We start from the raw sequence: 17,423 nt of genomic DNA on the forward strand, positions 1-17,423 counted from the left end.
CACCCGCGCGAACCCGACGTCCGAGAGAACGACCAACCCGATCACGCGATGGCCACGCGCCGTCTGTGGCGCGGCTCACTCATCGTAGCCAGAAATTCACGACTGTGTCGCGGGCTACAACGGACAAACCGGTCAGGAGGTGGTGGCTCAGACACGTCACCGCCGCAACGATTGCTCACCGAGTCGATGCGTGAGCATGCGCACCCGCAATCGCGCCGCACGCGCCACCGGGTGGGTGAAAACGACGGCGAGGACCAGCAATTCGTGGATGATCAGCAGTTCGCGCGCGAGCAGGAGGATCGCGCCGACACCGCTGAGCGCCAACGCGGCGATCCCGAGGCGAACACCCCAGATCTCGAGGCGCCACGCACCACGCGAGGGCAGACGGTGTGCTGCCTTGCGCCGCTTGGACTCCAGATAGCGCAGGGCGCGGCGATTGCGCGGGGTGGTGGGCAGCGCCTCGGTGTCGACGTGCAGGCCGTGCTCGGCCAGGGTGTGCGCCTTGCGTGGATTGTTGGTCAGCAGCCGGATTCGCGAGAGCCCCAGTACGCCGGTGAGGAACTGCGCGGCGTAGGCGAAGCTGCGCAAGTCGTGGTCGAAGCCCAACCGGGCATAGCTATCGAAGGTGTCGATACCCGCACGCTCGCTCAGCCGCAGGCCCTGCGCCTTCACCGTCAGCCCGGCCCCGCGGCCTTCTTGTTCGAGATACAGCACCACTCCGGCGCCCGCGGCTTGGATCTTGTCGAGGGCCAGTTCGAGTTCGGGCCCGCAGTCGCAGTCCTCGGAGTCGAAGGCATCACCGTAGAGGCAGCGAGAATGGATGCGCACCAACGGATTACGGTGCCGTTCGGGGTCCCCGACGAGTACCGCACAGCCGCTGCCGTCGTCGAATTCGGCGACGCGCACCGACAGTTGCAGCCCACGGCGGGTGAGCAGATGCCGGGTATCGGCGGCGAACTCGGCGACGGTGAGGTTCGGCGGCGCGAGACGCGTCTCGGCGGGCGGGGTGGCGCTCTGCGCCACCGGCGAGACCAGCGCGTCCGATCGTCCCCGGCCGGTCCGCAGACGAGGCAGGGTGATCAGGGCGGTCCGCACCTTTGCCGGGTGGGTGCCCGGCTGATCGACGGTAGAAGTCACGGCAGCACGCTACTGGATGGTGACGTGAGTCACGCGGGGCGAGCCGTGCATCGAATTCGCGGCGGCGGCAGGTCGCCGGAAACTCGCTAGAAGGCGCCCGGAATCCGAGCGACCACCCGGTCGATGGCCGCGGCGGTTATCGCACCGGGCCGCCCGTACTCGCGGATTCGTCCCCGACCTTCGACGGGTTGGGCACCCGCGCCGCCGGCGACCACCATGGCCGCGGTCGCCCACACGAAGTCGGCGCGCGCCGCTGACCGGTGGGTGCGGATGAGCCGATGAGCCAGCGCCACCACGAACGGCGCGTAGGTACCCGCGGAGTCCGCGGTGAAACCGGCGAATTCGTCGATGCTGAACTCGTTTTCACCAGTCCAGACCCGGCAGGTGTAGCCATCGATGGCGCAGACCGCACGCACCCCGGTAGTGAGCAGATCCCGGGCCACCGCATCGAGTGCCGCGTCACCGACCGAGATCAGGCGGCTCAGTTCCCGGGGCGTACCCACGAGGTAGTCGACCCCGGTCATGTCCTTGCGCAGATGTCCCGGATCCGCCAGTGTCGGTGCGGCACTGACCAGCACCCACGGTCGGGGTGCCGCGACGGCGCGCACGGTGTTGAGCACCCACTGCACCATCTGCGCGGATTGTTCGAAGGTCACCACCACGGCTTCGGCCTGGGTCAGCGCGTTGTGCAGGCTGACCTGATCGTGTTCGCGCGCAAGCAGAGTCAGGCGTTCGTCCTTGGACGGGATGGTGCCGGGGCGGCCCTCCTGCGGCATGAGCACGGCGGTCACCGGGGTGCGGATGGCGGGGACCACGCCGACGAGGCGGGTGTCGACCTGGTGGGTCTTGAGGAATCCGAGGATGGTGCGGCCTTCCTCGTCGTCGCCGAGCGCGCACACCAGGCGGGTGTCGAGGCCGAGTTCGGCGCCGGCGACGGCGCGGTTGAGGCCCTTGCCGCCGGGTTGGCGTTTGAGGTCGCCCCAGACGGTGTCACCGCTGCCGGGCAGCACTTCCACGGCGTAGAGGTGGTCCATCACCGCGTCGCCGACCACGGTCAGGCCGCCGGTGAAGGTGGGGGCGCGCGCGACGAGCAGTTCGGCCAGGGCGGCGAAGGCGGGGCGTTCGTGGTTGGCGCGCAAGGTGCTGACCGACGGGGGTTTTCCGGCCTGGTGATCGCCGAGGGCGGAGTGCAGGCGATGCCATTGCGCCAGCAGCGCGGCGCGGCGCGCGCCGAGGTCGTCGGCGTAGAGCCCGGCGAGGTCGAGGTCGGAGGGTGGATCGGCGCGCAGCAGGCCCAGATTCAGTTCGGCGTCGACGATGAGGCGTTCGGTGGGCGGTAGCTGCTGGGCCAAGCGCGGCAGCAGTTGCAGCACCGCGTCCTCGGGGCTGAGCGACGCGCGTTCGGCGTGGTGGGCGACGGCGGGTTGCCGCAGCAGCGGTTCGACTTCGATTTCGGTGCCGCCCAGTAGCTTCCGGCTCAACCCGGAGCGTTTGCGCAAGCGCATGAGCAGCTCGCACACGATGGCGACACCGGAATTCTGCGCGGCCGAGGCCGACTCGCTTCTTCCGGGAGCAGGGTTTCTCATCATTCGCTACCAACGGTACCGCCGGACTGGTTTATCTGACAGCAGATCTGGCAATTCCCTTGTCACAAGCGGCAATTGCCGTCAGGACTGGCAAATGCCATTCTGGACACAGCGAATCTTCGCACCCGCCAGACAGTTCGGGAGGTCCTGGTGACCGGAGCGATACGCCTGATCCGACGTCTCCGCCGTGGCCCGCGCGCAGCGGCCGGTGAACCCGAGTCCGAGCGCGACGTCGAAGCCGGCGCTCGTTAGCCGCGCACCAGCGCGGCGCCCCCGTCCACCACCCGCCCGTCGTCCCCGCCACCCCGCATTCCGGGCTCCGGCAGCGACAGCCCGGCCGATCGGTCCCATCGCGATCGGCCGGTTGCGGCATTTGTTCAGCAGGCTGTCTCACCGGGCGACGACGTCCACACCACTGGAGACTCGTCGTGATCTATGAGAGCAGTCGATCGATTACCTGCAGCGTCAGCCCCGAGTGGGCGCGGCGGCTGGCCGGGCGCGCCGAACCGGCGTGGGAGCTGAGCTGGCGGCCGGCGCCGCTACTGACCCGCGAGCAGGCGTGTGCGGCGTTGGCGCTGACCGAATTGTGCAGCGCCGGGAGCGAACCGGACGAATCGGCCGAACTGCTCGCAAGGCAGCTGGACACGACCGTGGCGCACGTCATGGCCGTTTTGCAGCAGCGTAGGCGCGATCGGGGGGAGGGAGCGTGACGATTTTCTACTCCGATTGGCAGATGACCAGTGATCTCACTCCCGAAGCGGCGCAGCGGGTGGCAGGGTGGGAGGTCGAGTGGAAAGTGAGCTGGCTACCCGAGCGGCGGGTGTCGCGCGGTCAGGCTTTGGCGGGGATGGAGCTGGCGGAGATCTTCTCCGGCAATCACCGTCAGCAGGACGCGATCCTGGCGGTGCGCGCGCATGTCAGCGCGCAGGAGCTGGGGGTGAGCCTCGAGGAGGCGCGGGCGCGGGTGCTGGGAAGGAGAGCGCGGTAGCGGAATCCGCACAAAACGGACTGGTCGGGATCGACATGAAATACCGACTGTCCGGAACCCGATGAGGGGTGAAGACTCGATGAGGGATGCAACTGCCCGGCGTGGTCACAGCAGCCGCGACAGGCGACCGTTCGGCGCGCAGGCGCGGAGATCCCGCGGCGCGCGTGCACGACCCGAGGGAGGACCTTGTGACGATCGACATCACCGCCCGGGAGATGACCAGCGACCTGAGCCCGGAATACGCGTTCCGGGTACCGGGTACTGGCACGGGGGTGTGGCGGTTGAGCTGGCTGCCGCGGCGGCCACTGACCCGCGAACAGGCGTACGCGGGAATGGAATTGGATGAAGTGCTCTCCGATCCGGACGCCGTCTTCGACGAGGGCGCGCACAGCAGCGCCGCGACGCTGGCCGCGCGCATCGGCATCGGGGTCGAACGCGCGGTGATCCTGCTGGCGCAACGGCTGGCCGAACGCCTGCACAGCACCACCGTCGCCGCCAGCGCGGACGGCGAGCCCGGCCGAGACCTGGCGTCCGGCACCGAATCCGAGCACGGCGCACTCGATTTCGGGATCAGCGCCGCCCTGTTCGAGGGCCGGGTGCGCGGGATCGCGCGACCGGCGCCGGTGGGGGCGCGCACCCGGCATCGGTGGGGTTGAGCTGCGCGGCGCCGAGTGCGACAGCCGGTCAGGCGCGGGTCTTGTGCTCCGCGCCGACCGCCTCGGCCAGATTCGTGTAGCCGTGCGCACGCAGTTTCGCGGCCAGGCCGCGATGAATGCGCTTGGCCCAGAACGGACCACCGTAAATGAACCCGGTGTAGCCCTGCAGCAGCGAGGCCCCGGCCAGCACGCGTTCGAAGGCCTGGTCGGCGGTTTCGATGCCGCCCGCCGAGATCAGCGTCAACTGATCACCGACGCGGGCGTAGAGGCGGCGCAGCACCTCGAGGGAGCGGTCGGCCACCGGCGGACCCGACAGCCCGCCCGCCCCGATCGGTTCCACGGTGGCCGCGGGGGTGGCCAGGCCGTCGCGGCGAATGGTGGTGTTGGTGGCCACGATTCCGGCCAGGCCCAGCTCGACGGCGAGGTCGGCGACGGCGTCGATATCCTCGTCGGACAGATCCGGGGCGATCTTGACCAGCACCGGCACGCTCACCGATTGCTGCACCGCCTGCAGGATGGGCCGCAGCGAGGTGACCGCCTGCAGGTCACGCAGGCCCGGGGTGTTGGGCGAGCTGACGTTGACGACCATGAAGTCGGCCAGCGGGCCCAGCAGTTTGGCGCTGATCGCGTAATCGTCTGCGGCGTCCTCGGGTTCGACGACCTTGGTCTTGCCGATGTTCGCCCCGATCGGCACGCCACCGGGCAGGCGGCGCGCGAGGTGATCGGCCGCGGCGGCGGCACCGAAGTTGTTGAAGCCCATACGGTTGATCAGGGCGCGATCGGCCGGCAGCCGGAACAGTCGCGGCGCGGGGTTACCCGGCTGCGCCGCTGCGGTGACGGTGCCGATCTCGGCGTAGCCGAACCCGAGGGGGCCCCACGCGTCGACGCCGTCGGCGTTCTTGTCGAAGCCGGCGGCCAGACCCAGAGGCGCGGGGAAATCCACGCCGAACACGCGGGTGCGCAGGATCGGGTCGTCGGCCACGAGCAGGGCGCTCGACGCCCGGCGACCCGGGGTGAACCGGGTGGCCAGGGTCATGGCGGCGAAGGCCAGGTGGTGGATGCGCTCCGGCGGGAGCAGGAACATCACCTTCAAAAGCAGAGCGTAGAGTCGCTCGCCCGGACTTTTTCGCGGGGCCATACGGGTTACATCACCGCCTCGGGTGTCGGGGATAGTTGCGGAGTCTTGCGGCGGCGCAACAACACTCGACGACTGCCGTCGGTGTAGGCGCGTACGCGCGAGAGTTCCCAGCCGCCGTATTCGGCGTGGATGGACAGGCGCAGGGTGGCGCTGACGCGGGTGACGCCGGGCGGTAGCCGCAGCGGCACGTATTCCCATTCGTCGTCGCTGGATTCCTCCCAGCCTGGCGGTGAAGTGCGCATGCGGTGCGCCGAGGCCCGAGCCATCATTGCCCTCTCTTCCGCTGGTCCGCGCCGATCCGCTGCAGACCGTCGCCGGTCGCGGATCCCACGAACATGTCACCGGTGCGGCTGTCGATGGTCACCGCGTTGGGCTGGCGCACCGTCGGGTAGCGCCCCACCTCTACCGGTATACCCGTCGACAGGTCGAAGCCGACGACTTCGTTACTGCCTGTCAGCGTCACCCACGCGGTCTCGGACCGCTGATCGTAGGCGAGTGCGTAGGGCGAAAAGCCTACCGGGAAACGCTGGTGCAGGACCAAGGGTTCGGCGGTGTAGACCAGCAGTTCGGCTCCGGCGGTGTCGGCGACGAGGCGGCGGCCGAAGTGGTCGCCGATCATGGAGGTGGCGCCGTCGCCGGTGCGCAGCGACAGCCCGAGCTTGTTGTCGCGCAGGTCGAGCTGGGTGATGGAGGTCTGGCGGCGGTCGAGCACCACCACCTGATCGTCGGAGGCGTCGATGGCGTCCGCGGACGACAGGCCCGTAATGGTGTGGCGCACAGCACCTTCGGCGTCGGTGAGCAATACCTTGCCGTTGGCCAGTCCGATGACCAGGGAGCCGTCGGCGCGCAGCGCGACCGCGTGCACGTCCCCGTCGACCTTGATCGGGGTGATCGCGCCGCTGGCGGCGTCCACGCGCAGTACCGTGGCGGGTTCGGCGGCCAGGATCTCCCCGGGCTTGCCCAGGCTCAGCGAGGCGGGTGCGGCGGGCAGCGCGATATCGCTGGATTTGCCGGTGGCCGGGTCGAGCAGGCGCAGCACCGCTTTGCCGTCGACGGTGGTGGCGGCGGCCACCTTGCCGGTGGCCGGTTCGCTGATCAGTGCGGTGATCGCGGTGCTGGGGCTGACCTGCCCGGCGGGGGTGGCGGTGAGAGCGGGGGCGGCGGCGGGGGCGGCCGGTTCCCGGGTGACGTTGTCGGAGTTGTTCTCCTGGGAGGAACACCCGGCCAGTAGGGTGACCGCGGCCGCGCCCACCAGGGCCGACCGGATCCAGCCGCGACGGCGCATGCAGCGAACTCCTTAACTGACCGACGAAATCATGCGTGCTCTCCAATCTGACCATGGCGGGCCGGTATGCCCGGTAGGCGGGGGTGTTCGCGCCCGCGTGGCGGCGAGATTGCGGGTGCGGCGGCGGGGTACTCCGGGTTGCATCCCGTGCACGTTTGCATGATGTGACATGGGTGTTCGTCATCGCTGTCGGCGGTGGCGGTTACCGTGGAAGCACAGCGCGTTTATCAGGGAGATCTGTTGGCAGCCGACCACCTTCCGGGCTTCACCGTCGAAGACGTCACCGTGGGTCGTTACGCGCACGGGTTCGGTGTCACCGCCGACGGGCGCTCCTTCGCCTTCCGCACCAACCGCGCGACACTCACCTTGGAGATCTATCGCCCCGACCTCGATGCCGCGGTACCAGGCCCCGAGGATGTCGAAGCGGTGGCGGTCGCGCGGGTCACCGATATCGATCTCGACGACGAACGCAGCGTGGTGGCGCTGGTGCGCGATCTGATCCCGGCCGCGGTCGCGGCGACACAGCCGCGCGAGGCGACGACCGTGCGTGCGCTGCTGGGCCGGTTGAGCGCGGTCATCGACGGCATCTGAGGGACCCGAACTCGGGTGTCTGTGACACAGGAATCCTGCTGGCGCGCACCGCATGACAGACTGTCGGCACACAACCGCAGTTCGAGGACCCGAGGATGTTGATGCGACTTCGACGACCGGCCGCCGCCGCGCTCCTGTTCACCGTGCTCGCCACGAGCGTCGCCGCGTGCGGGAGCTCCGACGACGAGTCCTCGGTGGCCGCGGCCCGCTCCTCGGCCTACGCGGCGTTGAGCGCGTCCTCGGCGGTGGTGGCCTCGAGCAGCGCCAACCGGCCGCCGATCCCGACCGCCGCGCAGCTGGACGCGCAGATCAAGTCCGCCCTGGACCCGAATCTGCCCGACAGCGAACGCACCGCGCTCATCGAGGACGGCCAGGCGTTCAAGGACGCCATCCCCGATATGTACAAAGCGCTGCAGGACAATCCGCACGCCGTCTACGGGGTGCGCGATCCCGTCTTCGACAATCACGACGGCACCCTGACCGCGACGTTGAGCCTGGACAAGGATGGTTCGGGCAGCAATGTGCGCACCACGGTGGTGCATTTCGTGGATCAGGACGGGCACTGGAAGATCTCGCGCACCGACCTGTGCGGGATTCTGCGCTCGGCCGACTACAAGACCGCGGCCTGCGGCTGATGCTCGAGGCCGGATCCCTGCGGTGGGGGCGTCTGATCCACCGCTTCCGGTATGCGGTGTTCGCGATATTCGTGGTGACCGTCGCGGTGTCGGGGTTCTACGGACGCGATCTGGGTGCCCATCTCACGCAGGAGGGCTGGTTCGACGAGTCGAGCCAGTCGGTGGCGGCCTCCAAGCTGGCGGACTCGACCTTCGGGCGTGACACCGACGCCGATCTGATCGCCGTCTACACCGCCCCACCGGGCGCCACCCTCGATGACGAGCAGGTGCGCGGTGCGGTCGCCGCGGAGTTGACGCGGCTGCGCACCGACAATCCCGACCGCATCCTCAAGATCGACTCGTATTTCGACGGCGCGCTGATGGGTCAGTTCGCCGACGCTTCGCGCACGCACGCCTTCGCCAGTATCGGGTTGCGCGGTGAGGGCGGCACCGACACGGTCAACAACTACATGGCGATCAAGTCCCAATTGCACGCGGGCGCACCGGGTTCCGGCCCGGGTGGCACCACGGTGCAGTTGGCGGGGATGCAGCCGGTGGTCGAGGGCATCAACACCGGCATGCAGGAGGACATTCATCGCGCCGAGTTGATCGCGTTGCCGCTGGTGGCGATCCTGCTGTATTTCGTGTTCGGCGGGGTGGTGGGTGCGCTGCTGCCGGTGCTGATCGGCGGGATGACGATTCTGGGCAGTCAGGGCATCATGCGGCTGCTCACCAACTATCTGCAGGTCAACGTATTCGCTTCGGCGGTGGTCACTTTGGTGAGTCTCGGGCTGGCCATCGACTACGGCTTGTTCGCGGTGACACGGTTTCGTGAGGAGTTGGCGGCGGGGCGCAGTGTCGAGGAGGCGAGCGCGCGCACGGTGGCCACCGCGGGGCGCACGGTGTTGTTCTCGGCGGCGATCATCGCGGTGAGTCTGGGCGCGTTGTTCATCTACCCCAACGGGGTGCTGCGTTCGGTGCCCCTCGGAGGCATTTCCTCGGTGCTGCTGGCGGCGGTGCTGTCGGTGACGGCGTTGCCGGCGACGTTGTCGATCGTGGGCGAGCGTATCGATCTGTGGGGCTGGCATCGGCTGGCCAGTATCCGCACCGCCGAGCAGGTCGATGCCGGGTTCTTCTCGCGGCTGGCGTTGTTCGCGATGGCCAAGCCGTGGCGGGTGATCGTGCCGGTGGTGCTGGTGCTGCTGACGTTGATCCTGCCGTTTCGCCATATCGAGTTCGGTGGTTTGAGCGAACGCTATCTGGCGTCGGACAATCCGGCGCGGGTGGCGCAGCAGGACTTCGACCGGATGTTCCCGCAGTTCCGCACCGATCCGTTGAAACTGGTTGTGGTGGGCGCGAATCCGCAGCAGCTCTCCGATATCCGCTACGCCGCCAACCAGGTGACCGCCGCGCAGATGACCGGGCCGTTCGATCCGGCCGCACCGACCAAGGATCAGGTGACGGTGCTGGCCAGCGGCCTGAAGGACAAGCGTGACGCCGATCATGTGATGGCGGAACTGCGCGCGATTCCCGCCCCGGACGGGGTGAAGGTGATGGTGGCCGGGGTGCCCGCGCTGGAGCGCGACAGCATCCAGGGCTTGATCAAGGGTCTGCCGTTGCTGGCGTTGATTCTGATCGTGGCGGCGGTCGGGTTGATGTATCTGGCGTTCCGGTCGCTGGTGCTGGCGATCAAGGCGGTCGCGATGAGCGCGTTGAGTCTCGGTGCGACACTGGGGGTTCTGACGTGGGTGTTCGTGGAGGGGCACGGGGCGGGTCTGTTCGATTTCACGCCGGGCCCGCTGATGTTCGCGGTGCTGGTGTTGATCGTGACGGTGCTGTTCGGTCTGTCGACCGACTATGAGGTGTTCCTGCAATCACGAATGGCCGAGGCGCGGGCGGCGGGTGCCGACGCGCCGGAGGCGATCCGCTACGGCATCGCGCACACCGGTGGCGTGATCACTTCCGCGGCAGCGATTCTCATCGTGGTGACCGGGGCGTTCGGGTTCTCGGATCTGGTGTTGATGAAATACATTGCCTACGGCATGATCGCCGCGCTGGTGTTGGACGCCACGGTGATCCGCATGCTGTTGACTCCTGCGGTATTGAAGTTGGTGTGGCGATGAACGTGCTCAAGGGCGCGAACCTGCTGGTCATGTTCCTGCTGGAACTGTGTGTGCTGGGTTCGGCGATCGCGTGGGGGTTGCACCTGTCCACGCCGGTGATAGTGCGGATTCTGGCGGCGATCATCGCGGTGGCGGTGTTCGTGACGGTGTGGGCGGTGTTCGGGGCGGCCAAGGACGCGCGGATCCCGCTGAAGGGCTGGAAGCGAATCCTGTTGGAGGTGCTGTGGTTCGGGGCCGCGGCGGTGCTGCTGGGGTTCGCGTGGACGCCGGTGGCCGGGATCGTGTTGTTCGTGATCTGGCTGGTCAACGGTGCGCTGCGGCTGGCCTGGGGTCAGCAGGAACTCTGAACACCTGCCGTGCAGACACATTCGCCTGCACGGCTCGTTCAACCGCGCAGTGGTAGCACCAGTTGCGCGCCGGTCACCGGATGGTCGAACACGTCCACGGGATGCTGGTAGACGCGGGTGAGCAGTTCGGTGGTGAGGATGTCTCGCGGCGGCCCGTCGGCGGCGATGCGCCCGTCTTCCAGGACGGCGACGCGGTCGGCGTAGGCGGCGGCGACACCGAGATCGTGCAGCACCACCACCACTGCCGCTCCGGCACTGGCGCGTTCGCGTGCCAGGCGCAGTACCTGTTCCTGGTGCCCGAGATCGAGTGCGGCCGTGGGTTCGTCGAGCAGCAGTGTCGCGGTGTCCTGGGCGAGTACCCGGGCCAGTGCGACGCGGGCGCGTTCACCGCCGGAGAGGGCCGGGAACGGGCGGGTGGCGAAGCGGGTGACGTCGGTGGCGGCCATGGCGGTGGCGATGTGGGTCTCGTCGTGGTCCTGGCGTGGGGTGCGCGCCCACGGGGAGCGGCCCATGGCGACGACTTCGCGCGCGCTGAACGGGAATCCGACGGTGTGCGATTGCGGCAGGACCGCGCGTCGGCGTGCCATGTCGAGGTGGGTCCAGTGGCTGAGGGCGTGTCCGTCGAGTTCGATGCTGCCGCCGGTGAGGTCGAGTTCTCCGGCGAGGGCGGCCAGCAGCGTGGATTTGCCCGCGCCGTTGGGGCCGACGAGGGCCACGATCTGCCCGGCGATGACCTGGAAGTCGACACCGTCGAGGACGCCGCGTCCGCCGCGTTCGGCGCTGACGTCGCGGGCGCGCAGGGTGACGGTGCCGGGTTCGGCGGGTGGTGGCAGGTGCTGGTTGTGGCCGAAAACCGTTGCCAGGGTGTCGCGCAGGCCGCTCATGCCCAGCCTCCCGATCGCGACCGGGTGCGTCGCAGCAGCCAGAAGAAGAACGGCCCACCCACCAGCGAGGTGATCATGCCCAGTGGCAGGTCGGCGTTGTGCACCAGGGCGCGCGCACCGATGTCGGCGGCGACCAGCACGAGCGCGCCGACGATCGCCGAGAGCGGGATCAGCACGCGGTGTCCGGGGCCGACGACCATGCGCACCAGGTGCGGCACGATCAGTCCGACGAACAGGATGATCCCGGTGAACGACACGCCCGCGGTGGCCAGCACGGCGACCACGACAATGGTGTTGCGCCGCAACCGTTCCACGTTCACGCCCAGATGCCGGGCCGCGGATTCCCCGAGGGCCAGCAGGTCCAGGCGTGGCGCCATCCAGATCGCGGCGAGGATGCCGATCAGGGCCAGTGGCCACACCACGTTGACCGCCTGCCAGGTGGCGCCGTTGAGGGAACCCATCTGCCAGAACACGATCTGATCGCGCGCGGCCGGGGACGCCTTGAACAGCAGGAACGAGATCAGGCCACCGGCGAAGGCGTTGATGGCGACACCGGTGAGGATCAACGTCACCACTTCGGTGCGCCCGTTGGAACGCGAGAGCAGATACACCAGCAGCGTGGTGGCCAGTCCGGCGACGAACGCGCCCGCCGCCACCGACCAGGCCGCCGCGAACGCGCCACCGACCACGATCACGGTGCCCGCGCCGACCGCGGCTCCGGCCGAGACGCCGATGACGCCGGGTTCGGCCAGCGGGTTGGCGAACACGCCCTGCAGCAGGGCTCCGGCGGTGGCGAGTGCGGCCCCGACGAGCATGGCGAGCACGACGCGCGGGAAGCGCACTTCCCACAGCGTCACGTATCCGGCGGGGTGTTTGGGCATCGGCCCCCAGTCCAGGCCCATGCGGTGAAACACGCTGCCCGCCACTTCGGCCGGGCTGGTGGGCACCTGTCCGATGGCCGCGGAGATCATGGCCAGCACGACCAGTGCGGCCAGTGCGCCGGCGAAGATCAGCGCGGTGCGCGACCAGCGTCGCGGGCGTGCCGTGCCGGTGTCGTGGCCGGGCTCGGCTGTCTCGGCGGCCGCCACGGTCTGCGCGGCAACGGCTTTCGCGGACGATCCGCTCGCGGCGGCGAGGGTGTCGCGCTCGGCGCTGCCCTCGACCGCCGGTGCGGTGGCGGAGTTCGAGGCGGTGCCGGTCGACACGGTTCGCGTGGAGTGTGCTGCGGCGGTACCGGATTCGGCGGGCGACGCTGCGGCTCCGGCGTCTGCTCGCTCATCGCGGTGGCCGGTCGCTGCCCCAGATGTCGAATTCTGGTGTGGGGCAGCCGTTCGTGCGGGGTGGATCGGGTCGGTCATGCGGTGGTCGGGCCGTAGAGGGCCTTGACGAGGGCGGCGACGACGCGGCCGGTGTTGGGGCCGAAGGACAGCAGCACAGCGTCGGACATGTCGACGACGCGGCGGTCTTTTCCGGCGGGGGTCTGCGCGACGCCCGGGATCTTCTCGAGGCCGTCGATGCCGCCGACGGAGGCCAGCCCGTCGCTCATGAGCAGAAACGCGTCGGGGGCGGCGGCGATCATGGCTTCGCTGGTGATGGGCAGGAAGTCCTGGGTGATGCCCGAGGCGGTGCCGGCGTCGATGCCGCCGATGGCCGCGATGAGCGAGTCGGCGCCGGAGCCGGGTCCGGCGATCATGGTGATGGCGGTGCTGCGCAGGTACAGGAACGCGATCTTGGGTTTGGCGTGCTGTTCGGGTACCGAGTTGGTGGCCGCGGTGATCTCGTCATTGGTGCGCTGCGCCAACGCTTTGCCCGCGTCGGGGACGCCGAGGGCGGCGGCGACGGCCTGGATCTGCGGGACGACGCCGGCCATGGTGCGTTGCGGGTCGAAGTAGACGACCGTGATGCCCAGTGCCCCGAGTTGATCGCGCAGCGCGGGGGTGACGGCGGTGGTGTCGGTGAGGAACACCGTGGGCCGCAGTGCCGCAACCGATTCCACGCTCAACGTGCCGCCGCCGCTCGAGACGGTGGGCAGGTCCTTGACGGCGGGGAAGGCCGCGGAGTTGGAGCGGCCCACCAGTTTCGAGCGCAGTCCGAGGGCGACGACGGTCTGGGCGAGGGTGCCGTAGCGGTCGGCGGCGATGATGCGGCTGGCATCGGTGATGGTGACGTTGCTGCCGTCGAAGGATTTGACGGTGGCGGGCAGGACCGGGGTGGGTTCGGCGCCGACGGGCACCGGGTCGAGGTTGCCGACGTCGGCGGTGACGGGTCCGTGCACGCTGCTGCTGGTGGTGGTGCTCGACCCGCAGGCGGTGAGGCCCGCGACCAGGCCGAGTCCCACCAGCATGATCAGCAGCGGGCGGGCGGCGGTTCGGGCACTCACGAGACACCTCATGCAGGCAAGGCTAGCCTGGCTCATTCTGTGCGTGCGCTCACGTCTCCGAGTGCTGCGGCGATGGCGCGTGGCAGCTCGAGGGTTTCGGCGGCCAGGATCCCGGTGAGCTGCCCGATATCGCGGGCTCCCACCAGCATCGAGGCGACGCCGGGTTGATCGCGGATCCAGGCCAGCGCCACCGCCAAGGGTGAGGTGCCCAGTCCGTCGGCGGCCGTCAGCACGGCGTCCACGACGCGGGTGGCGCGGTCGTCGAGTCCGGCGATGATCTCCGCGGCGGTGGCCTCGTCGGCGCCGCGGGAGTCCGCGGGTACGCCGTGGCGGTATTTGCCGGTGAGGATGCCTCCCGCCAGAGGTGCGGTGGCGACGACGCCGATGCCGTGATGCTGTGCGGCGGGCACGAATTCGTGTTCGACCGAGCGTGCCAATAGCGAGTACGGGATCTGGGTGGCGGTCAGGGGCGCGGCCGCGGCGAGGGTGGCCAGCTGCCAGCCGTCGAAGCCGCGGGCTCCGGCGTAGCGCACGCGTCCCGTGCGCACCGCCCAGCGCAGGGTGTCGGCGATCTCCTCGAGGGGGGTGTGCGGGTCCCAGGCGCTGATCGACCACAGGTCGAGGTGGTCGGTGCCCAGCAGCGTCAGGGTGGTGTCGAGTTGGCGCATCATGGTGCGCCGGGAGGCGTCGACTTTCCAGCGCAGTGGCGCCGGGGCCGGGGAGGCGGCGTCGGCGAGTACCGGTGTGTGCCCGGCGGTTCCGGACAGCACCAGGTCGTCGCGGCCGACTTCGCGCACGAGTTGGCCGAGGATGCGCTGGGCGGCGCCGTCACCGTAGGCGGGTGAGGTGTCCACGAGGGTGCCGCCGGCTTCGGCGAAGGCGACCAGTTGCGCCGCGGCGTCGTCGGCGTCGGTTTCTCTGCCCCAGGTGTGGGTGGCCAGTCCCAGCCGGGAGACTCGCAGTCCGCTGCGGCCGACGGTCCGCTGTTCCATCACCGCGCTTGCACTTTCGTCACACGCGTCAGCCTAGGCGCACCTGTCGCATCTGCCCGGCTACGGCCCGCGGCGGTGTCGGCGGGTCGGGCTGAATTCGTGTCGGACGGGTCAGGATTCACGGCTGTAGCGGGTGGCGCGGGCCAACTTCGCGCCGCCCGTGGCGGATTCGCGCGCGCCGTCCTCCGCCACGTCGGCGTTTCGCCCATTTTGTCGTGATGTCGTCGCAGGTCCGCCGATAAATGTCCGATTTACCGCGGGTGCCCGGTAGGGTCGCTGCCGTGTTGCGGCGGCAGCGTGGCACGGGCTCGGCGAGCGGTACCCGGTCTGGGCGAATTGTCCACCGGTGGGCGAGGATTCGAGACTGGAGGATGTGTGGGCGAGTCGATGACGTGGGTGCAGGCGCTGATACTGGGCCTGGTGCAGGGTTTGACCGAATTCCTGCCGATCTCCTCCTCCGCGCACCTGCGGATCGTGTCGGCGGTGTTCTTCGGTGACGACGCGGGCGCCTCCTTCACCGCGGTCACCCAACTGGGTACCGAGGCGGCGGTGCTGGTGTATTTCGCCAAGGACATCTGGCGCATCCTGGTGGCCTGGTGCACCACGATGTGGTCGAAGGTGGCCGCGCCGCAACGGGATTCGGTGCCCCTGAGCGAACGTCCGACCACGCAGCTGCCGGTGGTGAACGCCGACGGTTCCTTCGCGCACGGCCCGGATCCCGATACGCAGCGGCTGCTGGACTACCGGGTCGGCTGGTATGTGATCATCGCCACCGTCCCGATCGGTGTGCTGGGCCTGTTGTTCAAGGACCAAATCCGTACCGGCGCACGCAATCTGTGGCTGATCTCGATCATGCTGATCGTGTTCGCGCTGGTGATCGCGGCCGCGGAGTACTACTCGGGCAAACGTTTCGGTACCCGCCAGCGTCCCATCGAGCTGCTCACCACACGCGATGGCCTGATCATGGGTCTGGCGCAGTGCCTGGCGCTGATTCCCGGCGTGTCCCGCTCGGGTGCGACGAGTTCGGCGGGCCTGTTCTGTGGGCTGACACGCGCGGCGGCCGTGCGCTTCTCGTTCCTGCTCGCGATTCCCGCGGTGCTGGCCTCGGGCCTGTTCAGCCTGCCCGACGCCTTCGAACCCGCCGGTGAGGGCCTCAACGCGTCGGGTCCGCAACTGTTGGTGGCGACGTTGATCTCCTTCGGCGTCGGGTACGCGTCGGTGGCGTGGCTGTTGAAGTTCGTGACGCGGCACTCGCTGGATTGGTTCGTCGGCTATCGCATCGTGCTGGGTGTGACGATGCTGGGACTGCTGACCGCCGGAGTCGTGTCGGCGACCTGAGCCAGTAGGCTGTGCCGGTGACGGTGATCCTGTTGCGGCACGGCGTGTCCACGTCGAATACCGCTCGCACCCTGGCCGGCCGCAGCGCGGGCGTCGATCTGACCGACCGGGGCCGTGAGCAGGCCCAGGGGCTGGTCTCGAGGCTGGGGTCGCTGCCCATCGAGCACATCGTGTGCTCGCCGCTGCTGCGCTGCCAGCGCACCGTCGCCCCGCTGGCCGACAAACTCGGTCTGGAACCCGAACCCGACGAACGACTACTCGAGGTCGATTACGGCGACTGGACCGGCAAGGCACTGGCCGACCTGGTGACCGAACCGCTGTGGAAGGTCGTGCAGCGCCACGCCTCGGCGGCGGTATTCCCCTCGGGGGAAGGCTTGGCGCAGGTACAGTTTCGCGCGGTTTCCGCTATCCGCGAACGAGATCGTCAGTTCGCGCAGCGGCATGGTACCGATGTGTTGTGGGTGGCGTGCACGCACGGCGATGTCATCAAGTCGGTGATCGCGGACGCGTTCGGCATTCATCTCGATGGTTTCCAGCGGATCGTGGTGGAACCGGCGTCGCTGAGCGTCGTCCGATACACCCCGACCGCCCCGTACGTGTGGCGAGTGAACGACACCGGACCGGATCTCTCTGGTTTGGCGGCGATTTCACCGCGAACCGGCGGCGAATCGCGTACCGGGCCGGTGCCCGGCGGCGAAACGGGTACCACCGGGAGTACGGGTAATGGGGACGCGGAACGCCCCGATTCATAGTGTGACGAGCTGTCAGGAGGTGCCATGAGCCGTGCAATCCATATCTTCCGCACCCCCGATCGTTTCATCGCCGGCACCGTCGGCGAGCCGGGCGACCGCGCTTTCTACCTGCAGGCGGTGCAGGAGCCGCGGGTGATCAGCGTGCTGCTCGAGAAGCAGCAGGTGAAGGTGCTGGCCGATCGGATGGGTCTGTTGCTCGACGAGGTGGCGCGCCGCTTCGGCACCACGGTGCCGCCACAGGCCGCCGAGGTCGCCGATGTGGCGCCGTTGATCGTCCCGATCGATGCCGAATTCCGGGTCGGCACCATGGGTTTGGGCTGGGATGCCGACGCGAACGCGGTCGTGGTGGAGTTGCTGGCGATCACCGAGACCGAGGTCGACGAATCGGTGGTGCTCGATGACACCGAGGAGGGTCCCGACGCGGTGCGGGTGTTTTTGACCCCGATCCAGGCGCGGGAGTTCGCCCTACGGTCGACCCGGGTGATCGCGGCGGGGCGGCCACCGTGTCCGCTGTGCGGGGAGCCGCTCTCGGCGGCCGGGCACATGTGTGTGCGCACCAACGGCTACAAGCGTGGCGAGATCTTCGGCGCCACCGATCTCGAGGAGTGAGGC

Annotated in this window: 19 protein-coding genes; 10 read left to right on the forward strand and 9 right to left on the reverse strand. The window is 69.0% G+C overall.

Going from position 1 to position 17,423, the window contains the following annotated elements:
- Positions 1-156 precede the first annotated feature (156 nt).
- The gene (gene ribA, locus OG300_RS12870) at positions 157-1,137 is read right to left on the reverse strand and encodes a GTP cyclohydrolase II RibA (RefSeq protein WP_405495490.1); all 981 of its coding nucleotides are present in this window, start codon (positions 1,135-1,137) and stop codon (positions 157-159) included.
- Positions 1,138-1,223: 86 nt separating this feature from the next.
- Complete coding sequence (locus OG300_RS12875) at positions 1,224-2,726, reverse strand: carbohydrate kinase family protein (RefSeq protein ID WP_405495492.1); 1,503 nt, start codon at positions 2,724-2,726, stop codon at positions 1,224-1,226.
- A 425-nt stretch (positions 2,727-3,151) separates the two neighbouring features.
- Here OG300_RS12875 and OG300_RS12880 point away from each other — a divergent pair, with 425 nt between their 5' ends.
- The 3 genes from OG300_RS12880 to OG300_RS12890 all read left to right on the forward strand — a co-directional run bounded on the left by OG300_RS12880 (position 3,152) and on the right by OG300_RS12890 (position 4,367).
- Entirely contained in the window at positions 3,152-3,433 is a 282-nt protein-coding gene (locus OG300_RS12880) for a hypothetical protein (protein ID WP_405495494.1), read from the forward strand.
- Complete coding sequence (locus OG300_RS12885) at positions 3,430-3,711, forward strand: hypothetical protein (protein WP_405495496.1); 282 nt, start codon at positions 3,430-3,432, stop codon at positions 3,709-3,711. The genes OG300_RS12880 and OG300_RS12885 overlap by 4 nt, the downstream gene beginning before the upstream one ends.
- 188 nt (positions 3,712-3,899) lie before the next feature.
- Positions 3,900-4,367: a hypothetical protein gene (locus tag OG300_RS12890; protein WP_405495498.1), complete on the forward strand. Its 468-nt coding sequence runs from the start codon at positions 3,900-3,902 to the stop codon at positions 4,365-4,367.
- A 28-nt stretch (positions 4,368-4,395) separates the two neighbouring features.
- Here OG300_RS12890 and OG300_RS12895 read toward each other — a convergent pair whose 3' ends face one another.
- From OG300_RS12895 to OG300_RS12905, 3 genes are read right to left on the reverse strand one after another with little or no spacing between them, the layout of a single operon-like run.
- A complete protein-coding gene (locus tag OG300_RS12895) occupies positions 4,396-5,505 on the reverse strand; it encodes a quinone-dependent dihydroorotate dehydrogenase (protein ID WP_405495500.1) in 1,110 nt (369 codons plus the stop codon).
- A 5-nt stretch (positions 5,506-5,510) separates the two neighbouring features.
- A complete protein-coding gene (locus OG300_RS12900; RefSeq protein ID WP_405495502.1) occupies positions 5,511-5,747 on the reverse strand; it encodes a DUF5703 family protein in 237 nt (78 codons plus the stop codon).
- 23 nt (positions 5,748-5,770) lie between these two features.
- A complete protein-coding gene (locus tag OG300_RS12905; RefSeq protein WP_405495504.1) occupies positions 5,771-6,790 on the reverse strand; it encodes a hypothetical protein in 1,020 nt (339 codons plus the stop codon).
- 240 nt (positions 6,791-7,030) lie between these two features.
- Between OG300_RS12905 and OG300_RS12910 the strand changes: the two genes are divergently transcribed.
- From OG300_RS12910 to OG300_RS12925, 4 genes are all read left to right on the forward strand, one after another.
- Entirely contained in the window at positions 7,031-7,381 is a 351-nt protein-coding gene (locus tag OG300_RS12910; RefSeq protein ID WP_405495506.1) for a hypothetical protein, read from the forward strand.
- Between the two features lie 101 nt (positions 7,382-7,482).
- Complete coding sequence (locus OG300_RS12915; protein WP_405495508.1) at positions 7,483-8,016, forward strand: hypothetical protein; 534 nt, start codon at positions 7,483-7,485, stop codon at positions 8,014-8,016.
- Complete coding sequence (locus tag OG300_RS12920; protein ID WP_405498538.1) at positions 8,016-10,118, forward strand: MMPL family transporter; 2,103 nt, start codon at positions 8,016-8,018, stop codon at positions 10,116-10,118. Before OG300_RS12915 ends, OG300_RS12920 begins: the two co-directional genes overlap by 1 nt.
- Positions 10,115-10,465, forward strand: a complete 351-nt coding sequence (locus tag OG300_RS12925; RefSeq protein ID WP_405495510.1) for a YrdB family protein — start codon at positions 10,115-10,117, stop codon at positions 10,463-10,465. The genes OG300_RS12920 and OG300_RS12925 overlap by 4 nt, the downstream gene beginning before the upstream one ends.
- A 38-nt stretch (positions 10,466-10,503) precedes the next feature.
- On the opposite strand, the gene OG300_RS12930 is transcribed toward OG300_RS12925, so the two are convergent.
- From OG300_RS12930 to OG300_RS12945, 4 genes are all read right to left on the reverse strand, one after another.
- Positions 10,504-11,349, reverse strand: coding sequence for a heme ABC transporter ATP-binding protein (locus OG300_RS12930; protein WP_405495512.1), 846 nt, complete (start codon positions 11,347-11,349; stop codon positions 10,504-10,506).
- Positions 11,346-12,320, reverse strand: coding sequence for a FecCD family ABC transporter permease (locus tag OG300_RS12935; RefSeq protein WP_405498539.1), 975 nt, complete (start codon positions 12,318-12,320; stop codon positions 11,346-11,348). Before OG300_RS12935 ends, OG300_RS12930 begins: the two co-directional genes overlap by 4 nt.
- Before the next feature lie 383 nt (positions 12,321-12,703).
- A complete protein-coding gene (locus OG300_RS12940) occupies positions 12,704-13,741 on the reverse strand; it encodes a hemin ABC transporter substrate-binding protein (RefSeq protein WP_405495514.1) in 1,038 nt (345 codons plus the stop codon).
- 20 nt (positions 13,742-13,761) lie between these two features.
- Positions 13,762-14,721, reverse strand: a complete 960-nt coding sequence (locus OG300_RS12945) for an aldo/keto reductase (RefSeq protein WP_405495516.1) — start codon at positions 14,719-14,721, stop codon at positions 13,762-13,764.
- Between the two features lie 375 nt (positions 14,722-15,096).
- Between OG300_RS12945 and OG300_RS12950 the strand changes: the two genes are divergently transcribed.
- Genes OG300_RS12950 through OG300_RS12960 form a run of 3 tightly spaced genes read left to right on the forward strand, consistent with a single transcriptional unit; the run spans position 15,097 to position 17,420 of the window.
- Positions 15,097-16,059 carry an undecaprenyl-diphosphate phosphatase gene (locus OG300_RS12950; RefSeq protein ID WP_405495518.1) on the forward strand — a complete coding sequence of 321 codons (963 nt, stop codon included), beginning with the start codon at positions 15,097-15,099 and terminating at the stop codon, positions 16,057-16,059.
- Between the two features lie 17 nt (positions 16,060-16,076).
- Positions 16,077-16,811: a histidine phosphatase family protein gene (locus tag OG300_RS12955; RefSeq protein WP_405495520.1), complete on the forward strand. Its 735-nt coding sequence runs from the start codon at positions 16,077-16,079 to the stop codon at positions 16,809-16,811.
- Between the two features lie 24 nt (positions 16,812-16,835).
- The gene (locus OG300_RS12960; RefSeq protein ID WP_405495522.1) at positions 16,836-17,420 is read left to right on the forward strand and encodes a DUF3090 domain-containing protein; all 585 of its coding nucleotides are present in this window, start codon (positions 16,836-16,838) and stop codon (positions 17,418-17,420) included.
- Positions 17,421-17,423: the final 3 nt, after the last annotated feature.

Origin of the sequence: Nocardia sp. NBC_00511, from assembly GCF_045161165.1 — a bacterium.
Taxonomy (GTDB): Bacteria; Actinomycetota; Actinomycetes; order Mycobacteriales; family Mycobacteriaceae; genus Nocardia.